General features: G+C 64.4%; 16 protein-coding genes. 10 read left to right on the top strand and 6 right to left on the bottom strand.

The window, feature by feature from the left end; genetic code table 11:
- The first annotated feature begins 110 nt into the window (after window positions 1-110).
- Both A3E1_RS49000 and A3E1_RS0101525 read left to right on the top strand, forming a co-directional pair.
- Window positions 111-281, top strand: coding sequence for a TIR domain-containing protein (locus A3E1_RS49000; protein ID WP_169454350.1), 171 nt, complete (start codon window positions 111-113; stop codon window positions 279-281).
- Between the two features lie 86 nt (window positions 282-367).
- On the top strand, window positions 368-946 hold the full coding sequence (locus A3E1_RS0101525; protein WP_157631246.1) for a WD40 repeat domain-containing protein: 579 nt from the start codon (window positions 368-370) through the stop codon (window positions 944-946).
- Here A3E1_RS0101525 and A3E1_RS0101520 read toward each other — a convergent pair.
- From A3E1_RS0101520 to A3E1_RS0101505, 4 genes are all read right to left on the bottom strand, one after another.
- The gene (locus tag A3E1_RS0101520; protein ID WP_157631245.1) at window positions 881-2,461 is read right to left on the bottom strand and encodes a hypothetical protein; all 1,581 of its coding nucleotides are present in this window, start codon (window positions 2,459-2,461) and stop codon (window positions 881-883) included. The genes A3E1_RS0101525 and A3E1_RS0101520 overlap by 66 nt on opposite strands.
- A 9-nt stretch (window positions 2,462-2,470) precedes the next feature.
- On the bottom strand, window positions 2,471-3,262 hold the full coding sequence (locus A3E1_RS0101515; protein WP_020518980.1) for an alpha/beta fold hydrolase: 792 nt from the start codon (window positions 3,260-3,262) through the stop codon (window positions 2,471-2,473).
- Window positions 3,263-3,335: 73 nt separating this feature from the next.
- Window positions 3,336-3,983 (bottom strand): response regulator transcription factor, encoded by a 648-nt coding sequence (locus A3E1_RS0101510; RefSeq protein WP_020518979.1) that lies wholly within the window; start codon window positions 3,981-3,983, stop codon window positions 3,336-3,338.
- Window positions 3,980-5,131 (bottom strand): sensor histidine kinase, encoded by a 1,152-nt coding sequence (locus A3E1_RS0101505; protein ID WP_020518978.1) that lies wholly within the window; start codon window positions 5,129-5,131, stop codon window positions 3,980-3,982. Before A3E1_RS0101505 ends, A3E1_RS0101510 begins: the two co-directional genes overlap by 4 nt.
- Before the next feature lie 90 nt (window positions 5,132-5,221).
- Here A3E1_RS0101505 and A3E1_RS0101500 point away from each other — a divergent pair, with 90 nt between their 5' ends.
- The 6 genes from A3E1_RS0101500 (at window position 5,222) to A3E1_RS0101475 (ending at window position 16,067) form a co-directional block, all read left to right on the top strand.
- Window positions 5,222-5,953: a hypothetical protein gene (locus A3E1_RS0101500; RefSeq protein ID WP_020518977.1), complete on the top strand. Its 732-nt coding sequence runs from the start codon at window positions 5,222-5,224 to the stop codon at window positions 5,951-5,953.
- A 9-nt stretch (window positions 5,954-5,962) separates the two neighbouring features.
- On the top strand, window positions 5,963-6,904 hold the full coding sequence (locus A3E1_RS0101495; protein ID WP_020518976.1) for an isopenicillin N synthase family dioxygenase: 942 nt from the start codon (window positions 5,963-5,965) through the stop codon (window positions 6,902-6,904).
- Window positions 6,905-6,908: 4 nt separating this feature from the next.
- Complete coding sequence (locus tag A3E1_RS0101490; protein ID WP_020518975.1) at window positions 6,909-9,908, top strand: DEAD/DEAH box helicase; 3,000 nt, start codon at window positions 6,909-6,911, stop codon at window positions 9,906-9,908.
- Window positions 9,905-10,735, top strand: coding sequence for an SWIM zinc finger family protein (locus tag A3E1_RS38315; protein WP_020518974.1), 831 nt, complete (start codon window positions 9,905-9,907; stop codon window positions 10,733-10,735). The genes A3E1_RS0101490 and A3E1_RS38315 overlap by 4 nt, the downstream gene beginning before the upstream one ends.
- A 91-nt stretch (window positions 10,736-10,826) precedes the next feature.
- Window positions 10,827-14,639: an AAA domain-containing protein gene (locus tag A3E1_RS0101480; protein WP_020518973.1), complete on the top strand. Its 3,813-nt coding sequence runs from the start codon at window positions 10,827-10,829 to the stop codon at window positions 14,637-14,639.
- Window positions 14,640-14,660: 21 nt separating this feature from the next.
- Window positions 14,661-16,067, top strand: a complete 1,407-nt coding sequence (locus A3E1_RS0101475) for a class I SAM-dependent methyltransferase (protein WP_026207971.1) — start codon at window positions 14,661-14,663, stop codon at window positions 16,065-16,067.
- A 102-nt stretch (window positions 16,068-16,169) separates the two neighbouring features.
- On the opposite strand, the gene A3E1_RS0101470 is transcribed toward A3E1_RS0101475, so the two are convergent.
- The gene (locus A3E1_RS0101470; RefSeq protein WP_020518971.1) at window positions 16,170-16,634 is read right to left on the bottom strand and encodes an NUDIX domain-containing protein; all 465 of its coding nucleotides are present in this window, start codon (window positions 16,632-16,634) and stop codon (window positions 16,170-16,172) included.
- A gap of 34 nt (window positions 16,635-16,668) precedes the next feature.
- On the opposite strand from A3E1_RS0101470, the gene A3E1_RS0101465 reads away from it, so the two are divergent.
- On the top strand, window positions 16,669-17,652 hold the full coding sequence (locus A3E1_RS0101465; RefSeq protein WP_020518970.1) for an MBL fold metallo-hydrolase: 984 nt from the start codon (window positions 16,669-16,671) through the stop codon (window positions 17,650-17,652).
- On the opposite strand, the gene A3E1_RS0101460 is transcribed toward A3E1_RS0101465, so the two are convergent.
- Window positions 17,649-18,218 carry a TetR/AcrR family transcriptional regulator gene (locus A3E1_RS0101460; RefSeq protein ID WP_020518969.1) on the bottom strand — a complete coding sequence of 190 codons (570 nt, stop codon included), beginning with the start codon at window positions 18,216-18,218 and terminating at the stop codon, window positions 17,649-17,651. The two genes, A3E1_RS0101465 and A3E1_RS0101460, sit on opposite strands and share 4 nt — an antisense overlap.
- A gap of 100 nt (window positions 18,219-18,318) precedes the next feature.
- Here A3E1_RS0101460 and A3E1_RS0101455 point away from each other — a divergent pair, with 100 nt between their 5' ends.
- Window positions 18,319-19,329 carry a hypothetical protein gene (locus tag A3E1_RS0101455; protein ID WP_020518968.1) on the top strand — a complete coding sequence of 337 codons (1,011 nt, stop codon included), beginning with the start codon at window positions 18,319-18,321 and terminating at the stop codon, window positions 19,327-19,329.
- Window positions 19,330-19,715: the final 386 nt, after the last annotated feature.

Genomic DNA, 19,715 nt, shown 5'->3' with positions numbered 1-19,715 from the left:
GCACAAAGATCGTCGCTCGGCCGATGGAAGCGCATCGTTGTCTGGGACACCTAAGATGGGCACGTTCGTTGATTGGTGAGTCCGGATAGGTCGGTCGCGGGAGGGTCGCGGTGCCACAGGTCGCTTCAGACGGCGATGGCCACGTTTTCATCAGCTACAGGCACGGCACTGACGGCGAATACGTGGTCAGACTGGCCGAATACCTTGCGGCGAAAGGTGTTCACGTCTGGTTCGACCGCGAAAATCATCTCCGGCGACCGATGGCACCAGGTCATTCTTGACCGCATCAACGCCGCGGCCGCGGTGATCGTCGTCATGACACCCGAGGCTCATCGGTTCCTCCGACAGCACAGTGTTTCTCTGGTCGGTGGAGGATCCGAACAGTCCCCGCCGGCTGGCCACGATCACGGAACACAACAAGGACATCTTCGGCCTCGCGTTTAGCCCCGATCGCAAGGCGCTCGCCTCAGCCAGCTGGGACAAGTCCGTTCGCTTGTGGGACATCAGCAATCCCGCCGCCCCGGCGAAGCTAGCGGAGTTGGCGGATCACCAGGACGCCGCTCACGATGTCACATTTAGCCGCGACGGCAAGCTCATGGTGAGCACAGACGACAGAAGCAACCTTTACTTCTGGGACGTCACCAATCCAGCGTCCCCGAAGAAGCTCCACGAGGCGCAACGGCCAGATCGCGTGGGGCAGCTGGTGTTCAACCCCGATGGGAAGACCCTGGCGACCGGTGACGGGGCTGGCCGGGTAACGCTGTTTGACATTAGCCATCCGGCCAGTCCTAAAGAAATAGCCGCGCAGCAGAAGCACACTGGCACCGTCTTCGCGATCGTCTTCAGCCCGGATGGCAAGACGATGGTGACCGCCGAAGGGTCAGGCGACAGTTCCGCTCCCACCAACGGTGACATTGTCGTTTGGCGGCTCGACGGCAGCGCTTGATGCGCCAGCCGTGATGACGACCCGGTCGGCGTAGAACCACTGGGCTGCCGCGGCTCCAATGACGACAAGCACGGTCAGCCATAGCGGTGTGAGAAGGCTGTAGGCGACGTCATCGATGCTCGACCGGTAGTTGGAGCCAACGATGCTCGCGGTGAACGCTGCCGGGGCCGCCAGCGCATCTGGACTGGACATGATCAGCGACCACAAGAAGTCTTGGGCCTGAAGGAGCCAGAAGCCAAAGCCGGCGATAACCACCGCTGGGATCACGGGCAGGTATTTACTTAGCACACTTCCGCTCTGCTCGGCTTGGCCACGGAACAGCAAAGTGAACAGGAACAGCGCGGGCGCGAATATCCAAAGTGGAGGAACGAGGCTCCAGAACGAGCCGACCGCGCCGTCGTCGACCGCGCCGGTGAAGCTCTGCACCGTGTGGATGCCGGTCCCGGTGAAAAGCCATGGGGCGAAGGGCAGCAGGAGTAGCTCACTGAACTTTCCTAGTGGGCGCAACGCTCCGATCGCGAACCCGCCCAGCAAAGCCATGCAGATGCCGAAGACGGTGGTGAGCAACGGCGCGATCCAGGTGCCCATCAGGTCGGCTTCCAGCCGGTCATTGGCCTCGTTGCCGAGCCCGCCGAACCACGGCAGCAGAAACCTGACCGCGATGGCAACGAGAACCGCCGCTGCGAGCACGGCACCCACACTGGCAGCCGGCTGTGCCGGGCGGGTCTCAGCCGACCGTGGCAACACACCGATTCGCAGGCGGGTGGCTATCACGATCACGGCGGCCAGCAGTCCGAGAACGGCCAGGAAGACGAATTCGACGGTGCTGATGGCCGCGCCCGCGCCAAACCGCATGGTCTGGAACGCCTGCCTGAAGGCAAGTGAGTCAAGCGTTTGGGCCTCTTTGCGGCTGAAGATGAGGTGGCCTATGCCGAACTGCTGCAAGCCGATGGCTATGCCAGCGAGGAGGGCGATCCCGCTGATGGCGAGCGCGGCGAGCCAGCGCGGCCGTCCGGTGGGGCGGAACACGGCACTGTAGACAGTGACGGAAACTGCGGTGACCAGGCCGAATGTTCCAGCTGCCACCGCCAGCACCTGATAGGTGCCGAGTTCGTCAAGGTCGGGCATGTCGGTGGGCCAGCCACGCATCGCCCAGGCGAACGCCGCCGCGGCGGGCACGAAGGCGGCCAGCGGCAAGACCAGCAGCACACGAGCGATTTTGCGGGTCAGCGTGGAGGCGTGACTGAACGCCCAGCCGAGCAAAGGGCCGGTGAGGAAGAAGACGATCAGCGGCAGGATCGCGAGCGATATGCCGAACAGGATCGCGTCGAATAACGTGTCGCCAACGGCACTGTAGTTCTCAAAGCCCACATATTCTGGCGTCTCGTCCCGGCGAAACGGGCGGCTGTCCTGAAAACTCGTCCGCACGAGCCGGATGGCTGGCAGCACGAGCGCCACCAGCCACACGATGAACACCGGAATGAGCAGCACCGCACCCACAACACGCTTATTCACACGAGCACACTAACCGCCGCGCACCACCCCCGCTATAGCCTCCAATGTGGAGGGTGCGGTGAAGTAGCCGTCGTGACCGGTCACCTCGCCGACGGGAAGCGCTGTGAACGATGGGGCGTCCCCGTGGCCCAGACCCACGATCCTGATCTTCGGCACCCGGTTCACCCAGTCCGACGTCGCCGTCGCCGACCAGGTGCGCACCCCGGCTGGCGGGTCAACGGGAAGTCCGGGGCTGGCCAGGAACACGGCATCGGTGACACGGGCCGCGAGAGAAGGCAACGCCAAGCTCACCACGACCGTGCCATAGCTGTGGCCGATCAGCACCACCTCGGCCGTGGACGGCAGCGTGGACACAAACCGCTCGAGTTCAGCGGCTCCGGCAGCGGCACGGTCCTCGCGTACCGCGGCCAGCCCGAGGCCGTCAGGTGTGTCATAGCCCAGCCAGGCCACTACAGCGACTCGTGCTGACGGGTCTTCGGCCAGGAGTTCTCCATATAGCTGACGGGCTTTGACGGCCAGTCCACGGTCGTAGGTGGACAGGTTGGTGTCCGATCCGGGAACGATCACCGCCACCCGCCGCGCCGACGCGAGTGAGCCGAACACTTCGATGAGCCGCCCGTCGCCGGCGGGGTCGAACGCGATGAACTGGCGGTCCGTGGCGAGCCAGTCATAGCCCGCTGAACGCATCGCCGCACTGGTCGCCGTGGCACCCGCGTCGAGGCGCATCGGTGGCGGGGCCGGCTCCGGAATCGAAATCCACATCGCCGCGAACGCTAGAACAGCTGACACATAACGAATCACGTGCCGAAGAGTTGCCGTCAACCCGTGCTGGAGCGTCAGCCCACGGAGCCAGCTTTCGCGTCATACGAGAGGGTCACGAACGCGGTTTGACTAAACCACTCTCGTATGCGGCGATGACCGCCTGCGCCCGGTCACGCAACTCCAGCTTGGCCAGAATGCGGCTCACGTGTGTCTTCACGGTTTGCTCGGCGACCACTAGGGCGGCGGCAATCTCCTGATTGGACAGTCCCTGCGCGATTAGTGCCAGCACTTCGGTTTCCCGTGACGTGAGCGCGCCTAAGGACGGGACCGCTTGCACGGCAGGGCGTTTGGTGAAGTCTTCGATCAGGCGCCGCGTGACTGATGGTGCGAGCAGAGCCTCACCTGAGGCCACAACCCGAACCGCGTGCACGAGTTCAGCGGCTGGTGCGTCCTTCAGCAAGAACCCGCTAGCTCCCGCCCGCAGTGCGGCATAGACGTATTCGTCGAGGTCGAAGGTCGTCAGCATCAAGACTTTCGTGCCACCGTCAGCCACGATCATGCGGGTCGCTTCAAGGCCATCCATGCGCGGCATGCGCACATCCATGAGTACCACATCGGGTTTTTGCTGGCGGGTGACCTCGACGGCCCGCAGCCCATCGGACGCTTGCCCGACGACCTCTAAATCTGGTTGTGCCGCAAGCAAAGCGGCGAAGCCTTCGCGAACCATATCCTGGTCGTCAGCGATAACGAGCCGGATCACTTGTCCCCCAGCGGAATCCTGGCCGTCACGGCGAATCCTCCTTCGGGCAGCGGCCCAGCCTCAAACGTTCCGCCGAGCAACTCCGCACGCTCGCGCATGCCTGTGATGCCGTGACCGGGACGCGACGATCCAAGAACGAGCCCGGGTGTGTTGCGCACATCGATAACCAACTGGCCATCTTGTTCCTTCAAAACAATTTCCGTTGGTACGCCGTGAGCATGCCGGGCCGAGTTGGAAAGGGCTTCCTGGACGATCCGGTAAGCGGTCAGTCCCAGGGCGTCATCGGCCGACGACACGGAGATGTCTGACCGCACTGTCATGCCAGCGCTGCGCGCCGATGCGATGAGTTCGTCCAGATCGGACAGTCCCGGCTGCGGCGTCAGAGCCGGTTCGTCGCTGTCGGTTCGCAGCACCCCGAGCAGCCGCCTCATCTCGGTTAGCGACTCGCGTGCTGTCTCAGCCAGGGCAAGGAATTCAGCGCGTGCCGCCTCGGGAACATCCGTCAGCCGGTAGGGCGCCGTCTCCGCACGGACCGCCACGAGCGACATCGAGTGCGCGACAACGTCATGCAACTCCCGCGCGATCCTTGTCCTCGCGGCGGCGAGTTCACTGCGCTCACTCTGGACTTCGAGGTCCTGTTCGACCCGGCGCCTGCGCTGAATCTGGTTGCCCAGCACCAGCAAGACGACGATGAGCACCGCCGACCCGGGAAGGTGTTCGGGCTGCATCTCAAAACCCATCGGCACCAGGGTCAGCAGGGCCACCCAGAGCGTGACGATCGCTGATTCCCTGAGCGCGACGACAAACAGCACGATGAGCACCGCGATGATCTGCACCGGGTTCCACGGGATCTCGTTGACCTCGTGGTTCATCGAGCCGAAGAGCAGGCCTATGAACGCCAGGCGCCACGCCCACAGCGGTGACCGGAACATGATGTAGAGCGGCAGCACACTGAGCACCCCGACCAGGGACGCCCATGACGTCCCGATCCCACGGGTGTCGTTCATGTACTGAATCGCCACTGCCCCAAAGCTGGCCAAGGCGATGACCCCGAGCGCGGACAGCCACGGGCGCGGGAACCGCGCTGGCGCGGCGGGCTCCCTGCCGATCAAAGTGGTCTGCAGTCCCTGGAACACGCTGGAGATCATCCGGCCCAGCCTATCGGCCGGCGAGCCCCAGAGCGTCACTCCCCAGTAGCGTCCCCCACGTCATACCGGGGTAGTGCATGATCGTTCGTCATGACCTCGTATACCGCTGAGCCGATCGGGCAGCGCCCCCGGCCCGGCGATCAGATGGAAGCGCTGTTTTCTGACGGGTGGCCAAAGTTCATCTCCGCGGACGAAGAGGTCAAGCTCTACTTCGCCCGGATCAGAGAGCTGTTTGGCGACCTTGAGCTGGTGCTGCTCGACGACAGCGACGTGCTCGTGGCCGCGGGCTGGGCAGTGCCGATCCAGTGGGACGAGACGATCGAGGACTTGCCGACCGGGTACACGAATAGCCTCGCCCGGGCGCTGAAGTGTTATGACGCGGGAGCTGAGCCGGACACCCTGGTCATGTGCGCGGCCCAGATCCACCCCGGCCGGCGCGGCAAGGGCATCGCCAGTGAACTGCTCACCGCGCTGAAGACCGTCGCCGGAGGCAAGAAGGTCATCGCGCCGGTCCGCCCGACACTGAAGTCCAGCTATCCGCTGACGCCGATCGAGCGGTTCGCGAGGTGGACGCGTCCCGATGGCACAGCGATGGACCCGTGGATCCGCACGCACGAGCGCATGGGCGCTCGAATCCTCGCGCCCGCCCCGCGCTCGCAGGTCATGACCGCGACCGTGGCGCAATGGCAGGAGTGGACCGGTCTGGCGTTTCCTGAATCAGGCACCTATGTGATCCCGGACGGACTGTCCACCCTTGCCATCGACATCGACGCCGACCTAGGGACGTATGTGGAGCCCAACGTGTGGATGCGTCACCAGTAGTCTTAAGCGGTGCCGCTGCCGATCATCGACCTCGCCCAGCCGTTACCGGAAGTCGCCCGTGACCTTGAGAAAGCGTGCCGGGACAACGGTTTCTTCTACCTGACGGGGCACGGCGTGCCGCCCACGCTGCTGGCCGAGCTCGACCGCGCGGCCCGTCAATTCTTCGAGCTGCCCGAGCCGGAGAAGATGAAGATCGCGATGGCCAACGGCGGCAAGGCGTGGCGCGGCTTCTTTCCCGTCGGCGATGAGCTGACTTCCGGCAAGCCAGATCGCAAAGAGGGCCTGTATTTCGGCACTGAACTGCCCGCCGGACACCCGCTTCCGCTTCACGGACCTAACCAGTTCCCTTCGCTCGTGCCCGCTCTCAAACCGGCTGTCCTGGCCTACATCGAGGCCCTGACAGGCGTCGCACAGCAGGTCATGCGGGCCGTGGCGGTCAGCCTTGGCCTGGATCAGGAATACTTCGCGTCGGGTTACACGGTCCATCCGACGGTGCTGTTCCGGATCTTCCACTACCCACCGTCGCCTGTGGACGCTGACGACTGGGGCGTGGGCGAGCACACCGACTACGGCTTGCTGACGTTGCTGGCCCAAGACGCCAACGGTGGGCTTCAGGTCCGGTCCCCCGGCGGCTGGATCGACGCCCCGCCCGTGCCCGGAACGTTCGTCTGCAACATCGGCGACATGCTCGACCGCATGACCGGCGGTTATTACCGCTCCACCCCACACCGTGTGCGTAACGTGAGCGGAAACGAACGCCTGTCGTTCCCCTTCTTCTTCGACCCCGACTTCACGGCCGAGGTGCCGCCGCTGCCCGGCGCGGCACGCCGTGGCGACGACGGCCACCCCCGCTGGGACGGCGCCGACCTGCAGGCCTTCACGGGCACCTACGGCGACTACCTCGTGGCGAAGGTGGCGAAAGTGTTTCCCCAACTGATCCAGTTACCCTAAGCACATGCAGGTCGTGCACTGTTTCTGGCGTGACGGCCGGCTGGCACTCTGGGCCGAGGACTCAGAGCTGCCCACGCGACCGTCCGGCAGACAGCACCCGTTCGCGGTGGCCGTGCCCGGCGGCGCGCCTGACACCGTGACGCTGCACCTGCCCACGCGAAACGGCCGTCCCGTGGACTCACCCGAGCTGATCCGTCTCGCCGAACCCGAGTCCGGCAAGCTGACCCTCGAGCCGTGGGAAGTCCCCATCACCTGGCACGCCACGTTCCCCAGCACCCTCCTCGCCCGCGCTCCCGGCTCGCCCGACGACGCCCCTGCCCGAGCCCGCCGCACCTCGGCCTCCGCTACCGGCGACGCCTTTTCCGCCGACTCCACCGCTTTGACGAGCCGCGCCTTCGTGCTCAGCGCCAGCGTGCGTCACCACCTGGCTCTACGCGCCTTCGCCGAAGATCTTGTCTCCCGCGGTCGCGTTCTCCCCACGGTTGTTTCCACTTCGGACATTCCCGAAATGTCAAGCGAAGAGACGGCGCGGACAGAAGCGGGGACGGGCACGGCGCGGAAACGCGCGGCACTCGAAGACGGGAAGCATGAGCCGGCGCAAGAGGTAGTCGCCGTGTGGCGGGGAGTGCTCACGGGAGCTGATGCGGCTTGGGCACAGGCGCTGGCCCGTGCCGAGCCGCCGATCGCGCGCGCTGTCGATGGCGAGCCGACGGTCGAGGAGCAACTGAACGCGCTCGTGGACTTCACCGTCACCGAGAGACTGAAGAAGGCCAAAGTCGACGGCCAAGCGTGGCTGCTCAGGCTGCCGCAGGACGTGAAGCTGCTCCAAGACGAGCTAGCGCACTGGCAGCGCGACGCCCAAGGTTCGCCAGCGCGCGCGTGTTTCCGCCTGGTCGAGCCCGCGGAAGAGACCGAGCAGTGGCACGTGAAGTTCGCGCTGCAAACGCCGACAGAGATGATCCCGGCTTCCCGGGTGTGGAAGGCCGCCAAACTGCCCGCTCACGTGCGCAGTCCGAAGCAGACGCTCCTAGCTGAGCTTGGCCGCGCTTACCGGCTTTGGCCGACGCTGGAAGACTCACTGAGTACCCGCAAACCTATTGAGATGGAGTTGGACGCGGCTGGAGCGCACCACTTCCTCAAGGAAGCGGCTCCTCTGCTGCATAGCGCTGGCTTTGGCGTCTTGCTGCCGAAGTGGTGGGGCAAGCCGCAGTCACGGCTGGGCGTGAAGCTCAAAGCCAAGACCGCCAAGACGGCTCCCGGAACGGTCGCGACCAAGAGCGGCCTCGGCTCGCTCGTGGACTTCAGCTGGGAGGTCAGCCTCGGTGACAAACAGCTCACGCCCGATGAGCTAGAAGCGCTGGCAGACTTGAAGTCTCCGCTCGTCAAGCTGCACGGGCACTGGGTCGAGCTCGACGCCAAGCGCCTGGAGAACGGGCTGCGGCTGCTGCGCGAAGGCGGCCAGATGTCGCTGGCCGAGCTGCTCTACGCGGAACTGTCCACTGAGGACGGACCGCTCGGCCTGCCCGTCACGGAAGTGACCGCTCAGGGTGCGCTTGGCGATCTGTTGAGCGGCAAGGCGGCGCTCAGTCTCAAAGATCCACCGGACGAGTTCGTCGGGCAGCTGCGGCCGTATCAGCAACGCGGTTTGTCGTGGATGACGTTCCTGCAATCCCTTGGGCTGGGCGGGATCCTCGCCGACGACATGGGGCTGGGTAAGACGGTTCAGCTGCTGGCACTCATGGCGAACCCGGAGAACGGCCCGACGTTGCTCGTGTGCCCGACGTCGCTCGTTGGCAACTGGGAGCGCGAGGCGGCGCGGTTCGCGCCGAAACTGAGCGTTCACGTGCACCACGGTGCCAAGCGGAGCTTGAAGAAAGCCGATCTCGTCATCACCACCTATGCCCTGGCGGCCCGTGACCTGGCTTTGCTCAAGAAGACGTCCTGGCAACGGATCGTCCTCGACGAGGCGCAAGCCATCAAGAACGCGGCCACCCGGCAAGCCGTTGCCGTGCGGTCGATCCCGGCCGCGCATCGGCTTGCCGTCACCGGAACACCGGTGGAAAACCGCTTAGCTGATCTGTGGTCACTGATGGAATTCGCCAATCCTGGCTTGCTGGGCCCGGCCGCGAGTTTCAAGAAATCCTATGGCGTACCCATTGAGCGTCACGGCGACGAGCCCACCGCCGAGCGCTTGAAGAAGATCACGGGCCCGTTCATCCTGCGGCGTCTCAAGACAGACAAGACGATCATCTCCGATCTGCCGGACAAGCTGGAGATGGAGATCCTGTGCAATCTCACCGCTGAGCAAGCCTCGCTCTACCAGGCTGTCGTGGATGACATGCTCGAAAAAATCGAGACCAGTGACGGCATGGAAAGGCGCGGTCTTGTCCTCGCGACGATGACCAAGCTGAAGCAGATCTGCAATCATCCGGCGCACTTCTTACGCGACGGTTCTCCGCTCGGGGAACGGTCGGGCAAACTGGCACGGCTATCGTCCATTGTGGAGGAAGTGCTCGCGGCGGGCGAAAAGGCGCTGCTGTTCACGCAATACGCGGAGTTTGGCGGGATGCTGCGCTCACATCTGTCGGCCGAGTTCGGCCGCGAGGTGCTCTACCTGCACGGCGCAGTGTCCCGCGACGAGCGGAGTTCCCTGGTCAGACAGTTCCAGGAGGGCACCGCGCCGCTTTTCGTGCTGTCGCTCAAGGCTGGTGGGACGGGTCTGACACTGACCGAGGCGAATCACGTCATCCATGTCGACCGGTGGTGGAACCCGGCGGTGGAGGATCAGGCGACGGACCGTGCGTTCCGGATTGGGCAAAAGCGCAACGTTCAGGTGCGCAAGTTCGTGTGCGCCGGGACGGTCGAAGAAAAGATCGCCGCCATGATCGCCGACAAACGCGGGCTGGCCGCCCGGATCGTGGGCACGGGCGAGCCCGCGTTTAGCGAACTGTCCAATGACGACCTTCGCTCACTGTTCTCACTAGACCCGGGAGCGGTGGCATGACGAGTCCGGGATCGGGGTTCGAGCGGTTCGGCAAGACGCGCAAAGCCGAAGGCGGACTGAGAGCACGAAGCGAGCGCGGGGCGATTGGTGAATCGTGGTGGTCCCAACGGTTCCTGGCCACACTAGAGTCTTTCGCACTGGGCGGCCGGCTGACGCGAGGCAAGGCCTACGCCCGCAAGGGACAGGTGCTGTCGCTCGACATCGCACCAGGTGTTGTCTCCGCCGTGGTGCAAGGCTCTCGCGAACAGCCTTACCAGCTAACGATCTCGTTAGCGGTCGTCTCCGACTGGACGTTTGTCACCGAAGCGATCTCGTCGCAGGCTCTCCTGAGCGCACAGTTGCTCGCAGGCGAAATGCCGCCTTCGCTAGAGGGTGTGTTCACCAAAGCTGGTGTGCCGCTTTTCCCACGGTCTGTCGGTGACCTGATCATGCAGTGCTCTTGCCCGGATTTTGCCGTGCCGTGCAAGCACATCGCGGCGACTTTCTACTTGCTTGCGGAAGCGTTTGATAACGATCCGTTCCAGTTGCTGCTGTGGCGGGGCCGTTCGCGTTCCGATTTGCTATCGCATTTGGAGACTCCGGAAGCCCTCGTCGACGAGCCTGTGCCAAACGTGTTCGAAGACGTGAAAGTCCCACAGCTTAAAGACATGCTGGATCGTTACTGGGTCATGCCCGTCCCCCTCCCGGACCGCCCTCCAACCGTGGACACGGAGCCTGACCTGCTCCTGCGCCAGCTTCCGACGCCGAGTCCCGCCTTGGGCGGACCGTCTTTAGTGGCTAAACTCCGTCCTCTGTACACCACTTTCGCTAGCGATACAGACAGTTAGAAATCAGCCGAACGGCTTGGATGGTCTTGAAGGACATGGGGTAACCAGGGCGCTTGGGCAAATATCGCGTTCTTCTGGGAAGGTAGATGCTGTGATTTCTCCGGAGCGGACCCAGATCGTCGCTAGCGCAGCGAAGCGCTGGCAAGACGCTCTTGTCGATGATTCTGGGCGAAATCAGCTCGCCTACTACCGCGAGCTCAAAGCTGGCACCCTCAACCTTTCCGACGCCAAAATCGCCGCGTTGCAGCAATTGGCCGCCGGGAACCAGGTGACGCTCAAGCAACTGTTTCCAGACAATGACCAACGTGTTGACGCCGTTCGGCGCACGCGGGCGGTCCGCAAACAGATGCGGTTGTGGGCTGAGGAACGAGGCGTCGATGTTGGCTATCTCACCACGGGCATGGCCACGTGGCATGAGCTAGTGCGTCCGCCGCGGTCGCCGGTTTTGTTGCAGCGCTTGGAGATTCGCCCGACTTCTGCCTCCGAGGCCGACTTCTACCTTAAGGCCGACCCGGAACCGTCGATCAATCCCGTTCTATTGCACAAATTGGAAAAGGATCACGGCGTCCGCGTACCAACTGAAGAACTTCTAGATCTTGAACCGGAGCAACTGTTCGAGCGGCTGGCCAAGCTCGCTCAAGACGTGCCTGACTTTTTGATCGAGCCCGGCCACTTGGTCGGCACTTTTACGTACGCCAAGCTTCCGATGGTCGACGATCTCGGCAATATCGACGTGCTGGCCGCTCACGATGTGATCTCGGCATTGGCCGGTGACCGCCATGCCCTTAGCGCGCTGACGTCTTTGGAAACGGTCGACACCGACGCTCCGGACAAAGTCGCGCCACCCGACGAATACCTCGTGCTCGATGCCGATTCGTCACAAAGCTATGCCGTCAACGCCGTCGTCAGTGGACAGCACCTGGTCATCAAAGGCCCTCCGGGCACGGGCAAGAGCCAGACCATCGCCAACATCATCGCGGCTCTGGCGGCGCGAGGTAAGACGGCGTTGTTCGTCGCCGAAAAGCGGGCCGCTATCGACGCCGTGCTCGACCGGCTGGAGCAAGCCGGCCTGGACGATCTCGTCTACAACCTGCACGGCGAGCAGCAAAGCCGGCGTGAGCTGGCAAGGTCACTGGACTCCCGGCTGCACCGGGCACGCACCGAAGTGCCGCCACGCCTTGAGGAAGCCGACCGCAAACTCCTCGCCACCCGCGGTCCGCTGATCGCGCATCACCACGCGCTGCACGAGCCGCGCAAGCCTTGGGGCATCTCGGTTTTCAACATCCAGTCCCAGTTGCTCGGGCTGCCCGAAGAGGCGCACACTCCCGTGCGCTGGAGCGGTGCCGAGCTGCGCTCACTGCACACGGCGTTCGCCGATCAGATTAGCGCGGCGTTTGTCGAATTGGCTAACCTTCCGCCCGCGGGCGCGTGGAAGCACAGCACCGTGTCCAATCGCGAGACAGCGCAAGAGGCCTACGAGCTTGCCTCACAGGCCGCCTACGCTTGGGCACAAGCCAAACTGGCCGTCAACAAGCTCACCGCTGAGGTCGCGCTGAAGCCGGTCATCACCCCGATTCAGGCCCGCACCACGCTTGAGTTAGCGATGGACGTGCAGTTCACGCTCGAACGCCTTAAGCCAGAATGCTTCACGACCGACCTTGGTGTCTGGGAAGGGTTCTGGAACAAGCGGCGTGCCGTCAAGACCATGAAGTCGCTCTGGATCGGACGCAAGCCTCAGAAAGCCATGCTGCAGAAGGCCGCGGCGGCGGTCACCGCGCAGAAGGAGCGCTGGGCGCAACTGTCAGTCAACGGTTCCCTGCCGAAGACGTCAAGTTTGCTGCCGTCGGTGCAACAGCACGTCTACACCGCTTTGGACGCGCTGGATCAGCTTTACGCTCACATCCCGCTCAACGATTTGGAACTGCACCTCGAAGCGCTCGCGTCGGATCAGGCCGGCCTGCTGATTTCCGTGCGCCGCAACGAACTCAACGACTTCCTCGAACCGTTCGCGGTGCAGCGACTCCTGGACGGGCCACCAGAGCTCGCCGAGCAGCGGTTCCAATTCGCCTGGCTCAGCTCGCTTTTGGACCATCTGCGTTTCGTTGACGACCACCTTGGCCGGTTCCAGGGACTTCAGCTCCACGCCACGGCAGCGCAATTCCGCATGGCTGACAAAGAACACGTGACGAGCAATGCCCAGCGGGTACGCCATCAGGCCGCTCTGCGCATGATTGACGTGCTCGACGCGTACCCGGATCAGCAAAGGCTTGTGCGAAGCGAATCGGCGAAGAAGACACGGCATATGCCCGTGCGCAAGCTGTTCGAAGAGGCGCCTGAAGCCCTTATGGCGCTTAAGCCTTGCTGGGCGATGAGCCCGTTGCTGGCCAGTCAGATCCTGCCCGCGCGCACCCTGTTTGATGTCGTCATCTTTGACGAGGCCAGCCAGGTCGAGCCCGTGGACGCTATCACCGCCATCATGCGCGGCAAGCAGATCGTGGTCGCCGGTGACGAACACCAGCTGCCGCCGACTGCGTTCTTCCAGCGCATCGAGGGCGAAGCCGAATTCGACGAGGACATCGACGGCCTGCTGACCGACGACATCGAGTCGCTGCTGCAGTCGTTCGCCCACACGCTGCCGCTGGCTCAGGTCAAGCACCTGGCCTGGCACTACCGCAGCCGCGACGAGCGCCTGATCGCGTTCTCCAACACGCACATCTACAGCCCCAATGGCAATCCGCTCACGACATTCCCCGGTGCGGACACGGCTGACTGCATTCGCCACGTGCTCGTGGAGTCCGAAGTGGAGCAGGTCGTCAAGCTCATCCTGGAACACGCCACTGAACGGCCCGATGAGTCGCTCGGTGTCATCACGATGGGCATCAAGCACGCGGAGAACATCGACCTCGCCTTGCGGCAAGCGCTCGCGAAACGCTCCGATCTGGCCGACTTCTTCGCCGAGTCCGGCGTGGAGCCGTTCTTCGTCAAGAGCATCGAGCGTGTGCAGGGTGACGAACGCGACGCGATCATCTTGTCCATTGGCTACAGCCGCACCCATGACGGGCGCATGGCGTACCGGTTTGGGCCGCTCAACAACAAGGGCGGCGAGCGAAGGCTCAACGTCGCGATCACGCGCGCCAAGCACCGCATGACGGTCGTGTCCTCGTTCCGCCATTCCGACCTCGACCCGCACCGTCTGCGTTCCCAGGGAGCCAAACTCCTCGGTGGGTACTTGGAATACGCGGCCAGCGGCGGCAAGTCCGTCAGTGCCCGGACCCACAGCACCTTGTCCCTCAACGCCTTTGAGACTGACGTGCGCGACGAGCTAGCCAAGGCCGGCCTGCCCGTGACCGCACAATACGGCGTGGGCGGGCACCGCATCGACCTCGCGGTAGCCCACCCCGACGACCCGGCGCGCATGGTGCTCGCGATCGAAGCCGACGGCGCCTCGTACCACGCGGCGCCGACGGCACGCGACCGCGATCGCTTGCGCCAGCAACACTTGGAGCGCCTCGGCTGGCGATTCCACCGGATCTGGTCCACCGACTGGTTCCAGCACCGCGAACGTGAAGTCGAGCGCGCCCGCTCTGCTTACCAAGAGGCACTCACGACTCCCGTTCCCGTCGCCGTTGCGTCCGTCGCCCCTGCCGAGCCGGTCATCGCCGCTCGGGGACCACGACCTGAGCTGCCCGAATTCGAAGCCATCAGCGATCTGCCGGAGCACGTGCTAGCCGAGTTCGTCGCGTGGATCGAAAGCGACGGCCTCAACCGCACCGAAGCCGAAGTCGTCGAGGAAACCATTGAGGCACTTGGTTTCCAGCGACGTGGCACGCGGATCGTCGAGGCCGTCACCAGAGCCCGCCGGACGATCCGTTCCGGCCAGCAACTCCCGCCCGCGTCACCGTGACCCGGGCCGCGTTAACTATGCGTGGCTAAGGCACTGTTGGACTCGGCTGGGATCAAGAAACTCCGGGCGGCTATGGAAGCGGCGGAGTACACGACGGAAGGGATCGCTCGCCGGTTCGGTTCGGTGGTCGCGGCGGCACTGTCGCAGAACGACACCGCTGCGATGATGCGCGCCACGGTGGATCTGGGCAGGCTGAGCACGCTCATCCGGGTGCTCTGGTTCGGGCGCACGGAACAGGCCGCGCACGTGAGCAAGGCTCTTGCGCCACTCACGCTTGGCGAAGCGATCACGGCTGGATTCTTACGCGAAGACTCCGATGGCGTACGCGCCGAAGTGCAGGTCAGGCCCTATGAGTCCTGGTGGCTGGCCGCTGACTTTCCGCGCGGTCCACAGACGACAGACCGGGTGAGCGGCGTCAACCCGGCCGCCCTGAGCATGGCTAGCGCCGTCACGCGGGCGAGTGTCGGCGACGCCCTCGATCTCGGCTGCGGGTCGGGCGTGCAATCGCTGCACCTGTCCACGCACACGGGACAGGTGACCGCCACCGACCTGTCACACCGGGCGCTGAGGTTCGCCGCGACCACGAGTGCGCTCAACGGGTTCGACTGGGAACTCAAGCACGGCGACCTTGGGACACCCGTCGCGGGGCGCAGGTTTGGGCTCATCGTGTCAGCCAACCTGTACCGCGATTGGGGCCGCCCAGGCGACGGCATGTGCGCGGAACTGGCTCGCGTCGCGGCGGAGTCGCTTGACGATGGCGGCATCATGCAATTCGCCGGCACCTGGGCGCACGTGGCCGGACAGCCCTGGGAGGAGCGCATCGCCAGCTGGGTCCACACGACGGGCTGTGACGTGTGGGCGCTGCAAACGTCGGTGACCGAGCCACTGTCCTATGTAGAGGGCTGGACCGATCAGACCCGTAAAGGAGCCTGGCTCGACTGGTTTGAACTGCATCAGATCAGTGCCGTGGGCACCGGTTTGATCAGCCTGCGCCGGTCCCGGCGCGATGATCCGGTCGTCCACTGCGACACCATGTTCCAGCGCGTCGAAGGTTCGCTCGGGGCACATATCCGGCCCTGGTTCGCCAGGCAAGACTGGTTGCGTGAGCACCGGCACGCGCTGCTGACGCAGCGCTACGCCGCCACCGGTGGGCTACGCCTGCGCCAGGACGCCACGCTAACCGCGCCCGGTGAATGGCACATCTCGCGCCAAGTCTTAGCCCTGCCCGAGGGTTTGCGCTGGGCACAGGAAGTCAGCCCGGTCGTCGCCGCGGCGGTCAGCGCGTGCGACGGCACCGTCCCGTTGCGCGATCAGATCGCCAAGGCCGCCATCGCCCACGAGGCCGACCCTGTCGCGCTGTCTGCCAGCACCGCTTCCCTGGTGCCCCAGCTCGTCTCCCGCGGCTTCCTCGTCCCCGTCGACGCTTAAGCCCGTGCCCGCCCTAGCCGTGTCGCTTTATTGCTTGCCGCTTCGCCGTGTCGCTTCCCCGGGCATCGTTTCCCGCATGGCGTCGCCGCTTCGCCGCGCCGCCTAAGGCAGGGGCATGCCGTCTTCGAGGTAGAGCGTCTCCCCGGTCTTCAGCGCTTCCAGGCATGCTTTGACTCTGCGGGCGAGGATGGGCGCTAGAAGCCTTTCCGCCTCAGCGATCTCTACGAAGCGATAGCTGGCGATCTCGTCTTCCTGGAGCCTGATCCGCCTAAGCTGGTCGTCGCTCAGACGCCCGCCGTCGAACACGATGATCTGGACTTCCTGCTTGCGGCCGTCGCGGGGCGGCGAATAGTCCAGAGCCAGCAGCCGTCCAGGGGTGATGTCTAAACCGAGTTCTTCAAGGACTTCCCGTCGCGCACCCGCGCTCGGAGACTCAAGAGCCTCGACGACACCGCCCGGAATCTCCCACAGCGGTTTGTAGGTCGGCTCGACCAGAAGCGCCCGGCCCCGCTCATCGTGGAACAGCATGCCCGCCGCCACGACTTTCTTCGGCAGTTCAGTGCTCATCGCAGCGATCCTGCCATAGAGATAGTCTCGGAGTATGTTGCGTGCGTTCGGGGCTCGCCCTGGGAGCAAGGTCTACGTGAACACGACTCCCGCGTCGGTGATCCCGCGTGGATCAGGCCCAAAGATCTTCCGCGAGCTCCTGTTCGGCAAGGAGAAGCGCAAGCCCACGGGAGCCGTGCCGATCGTGACGCCCACATGGGGTGACGCTCAGGGGCTCAACGTCGTTTGGCTCGGCCACGCGACCGCGCTCGTGGAGATCGAAGGCAAGCGTGTGCTCATCGATCCGGTGTGGAGCCTGCGGTGTTCGCCATTCTCGTGGGCAGGGCCACGGCGGCTGCACCCGATGCCCACCGCTATAGAACAGCTCCCGGAACTCGACGCGATCCTCATCTCGCACGACCACTACGACCATCTGGACATGCCGACGGTGGTTCGCCTAACGAGTACCAGCAAAGCGGTCTTCTTGGTCCCGCGCGGCGTGGGTGCGCATCTGAGGGTGTGGGGAGTCCCGGCTGACCGCGTTGTTGAATTCGATTGGAACCAAAGCTATTCGCTAGGCGGCGTGGAGCTGATTCTCACCGAGGCACGCCACTTCTCTGGACGCGGCTTCAAACGCGACCGCACGCTTTGGGGCTCATGGGTTATCGCGGGACAGCGGCACAAGGTGTTCTACACGGGCGACACCGGCTACTTCCCCGGGTTCGCCGAAATCGGTTCGCAGCACGGGCCTTTCGACATCACGCTGATTCAGATCGGCGCCTACAGTCCCTACTGGCCCGACATTCACATGATGCCCGATGAGGCGATCGCGACACACCTCGATGTCCAAGGTGGACTGCTGATTCCCGTGCACTGGGCCACTTTCAACCTCGCGCTGCACTCATGGAGCGAACCAGTGGACAAAATCTGGTCCGCCGCAAAGGAACGTGAGATCACGCTCGCGGTGCCACGACCCGGCGAACGCGTGATCGCCAACGATCCGGTGGAAGTCGACGGCTGGTGGCAGGCGCTCGCCTAGCCTTCCATCAACACTTTGATTCCAGCGAAGAACGTTTCTTTATCGGGGTACCCGGTGAGCAGTCGCTGGACACCAAACGCCGGGATGAGTCCAAAGAGGACAGTCCCGGCGGCTTCGGGATTGCTTACGCCAGCCCGTTTCGCGGCGAGGATGAAATGACCGCGCATCTTGGAGAACTTGCCGTTGACGAACTCTCCGAGCACGGGATCGCGCAGCGCCTCAGCCCAGACCGGCAGCGCCATGCGGAAAGCGCCCTGCGGGCCTGACTGCGCGTCGATGAACGAGATCGCGTGCTCGGCGAATTCCAGCACCGACATCGCGGGCTCACGCTGGGACGCGGCACCCATTCTCTTATCGATTTCGATGAACGCTTCCTCGGCGATGGCTTTGACGATCTCGTTCTTGCTTTTGAAGTACCGGTAGACGGCGCCCACGGACAGACCGGCTTCAGCTATCACGTGGTGCATCGTCGTGGCGTGGAAGCCCTCGCGCAGAAAGCACGTTCGAGCCGCGTCCAGGATTTGGCGGCGACGGGCGGCTAGGTGCTCTTCGGATACGCGTGGCATGGGTCTCAGTGTAAAACGAATGCTCGTTCTTGACGAATGAGCGCGGTTCATGCTTTGCTCTTGGTTATTAGAGAACGAACATTCGTTTTAGGGAGTCCTGATGGCTCGCAAGACCCTGCTCATGGCACTCGGAGTCGCCGCTGGCCTCGTGGCCTTGCAGGCGCTGCTCGTTCCCCTGTTCGCGGGACCCGCGGCTAACACCGCACCCCGTGACCTGCCCGTGGCCGTGGTTGGCCAGGTCAAACTGCCGTCCACCGGTCAGTTCTCGGTGGTTTCCGTTGCCTCCGCCGAGGAGGCCGATGAAGCGATCCGCTCACGTGAGGTTTATGCCGCCTTCATTGGCGGTCCTAATGGCCTCCAGCTGCACGTGGCGTCTGCTGCCAGCCCGGCCGTGTCGTCACTGCTCGTCCAGTCGGCAGCCCAGCTCGGCGGTGGCAAGCCAGTTCCCGTGACCGACATCGTCCCGTTGACGTCCGGCGACCCGCGCGGAAGCGGATTCGCTGGCGGCTTCTTCCCCCTTGCGCTGACCAGCATGGCGATCGGGGTACTGCTGATCTTCCTCATCCGGACACGGGCTGCCCGGCTGGCAGGAGTGCTGACCTTCTCCGTCCTAACCGGACTCGTGTCCGCTGCCGTCATGCAAGGCTGGCTGTCGGTACTGCCGTCGGCCTACCTCTCCAGCGCGGCCGCTATCTCCTTGCTGGCGTTGGCAATCAGCTCGGCCATCGCCGGACTTGGAGCCGTGGCCGGCCCACGCGGCATCGGCATCGGAGCCTTGACCGTCTTCCTGATCGGCAACGCGTTAGGTGCCGTGGCCACAGCTCCCGAGCTACTCCCCCAGCCGTGGGGTTCCTTTGGCCAGTGGCTGCCCATTGGCGCAGGCTCAACCTTGCTCCGCTCGGCCGCCTACTTCGGCTGGGCCGGATCGGCAGGACCGCTTCTGGCGCTTGGCCTCTGGAGCGTGCTTGGCCTGGCATTGGTCGCGGTTGGACGCTGGACCCCCAGCCCCGCCACCGCCGCACCTTCCGCTTCCGCCACTTCCCCTTCTCCCGCTTCCCCTTCGGCGGCTTCTTCCACACCGGCCACCTTGGCCAGCTCGACCGCCGCATAACCCGTCGACCGGCTCGGTCGTTTCCGACCGAGTCACGGTCTCGGCCCCCGAATCACCGCCTCAACCAGGAAGCCCGGCACGTGCCCGCCTGCACGCGCCGGGCCTCCGCCTTTCCGAATGCCGCCCTCTTCCACGCTTGCCCACCGTCTACTTTCCGCGCCCACCCTGCCCACCGTGCTTGCCCTCGCTTTCCGCACCGGCCCTGCCAACCGGGCTTGCCCCGGCTTTCGCCTCCCGTCCGGCTCTGGCAATGCACATTCGACCCAGCCTTGCACCCGATTGCGTGGACCGCGGCGGCGGCGACCCGGCGACGCAGTGACCCAACTGGCCTAGCCCCGCCGAACCTTGCCTTGCGCCTCCTGTCTTTAGACCCTTCTCTGTTGACT

The sequence above is a fragment of the Catelliglobosispora koreensis DSM 44566 genome, from assembly GCF_000379685.1.
Classification (GTDB): domain Bacteria; phylum Actinomycetota; class Actinomycetes; order Mycobacteriales; family Micromonosporaceae; genus Catelliglobosispora; species Catelliglobosispora koreensis.
This window is presented reverse-complemented; position numbering and strand designations above follow the sequence as displayed.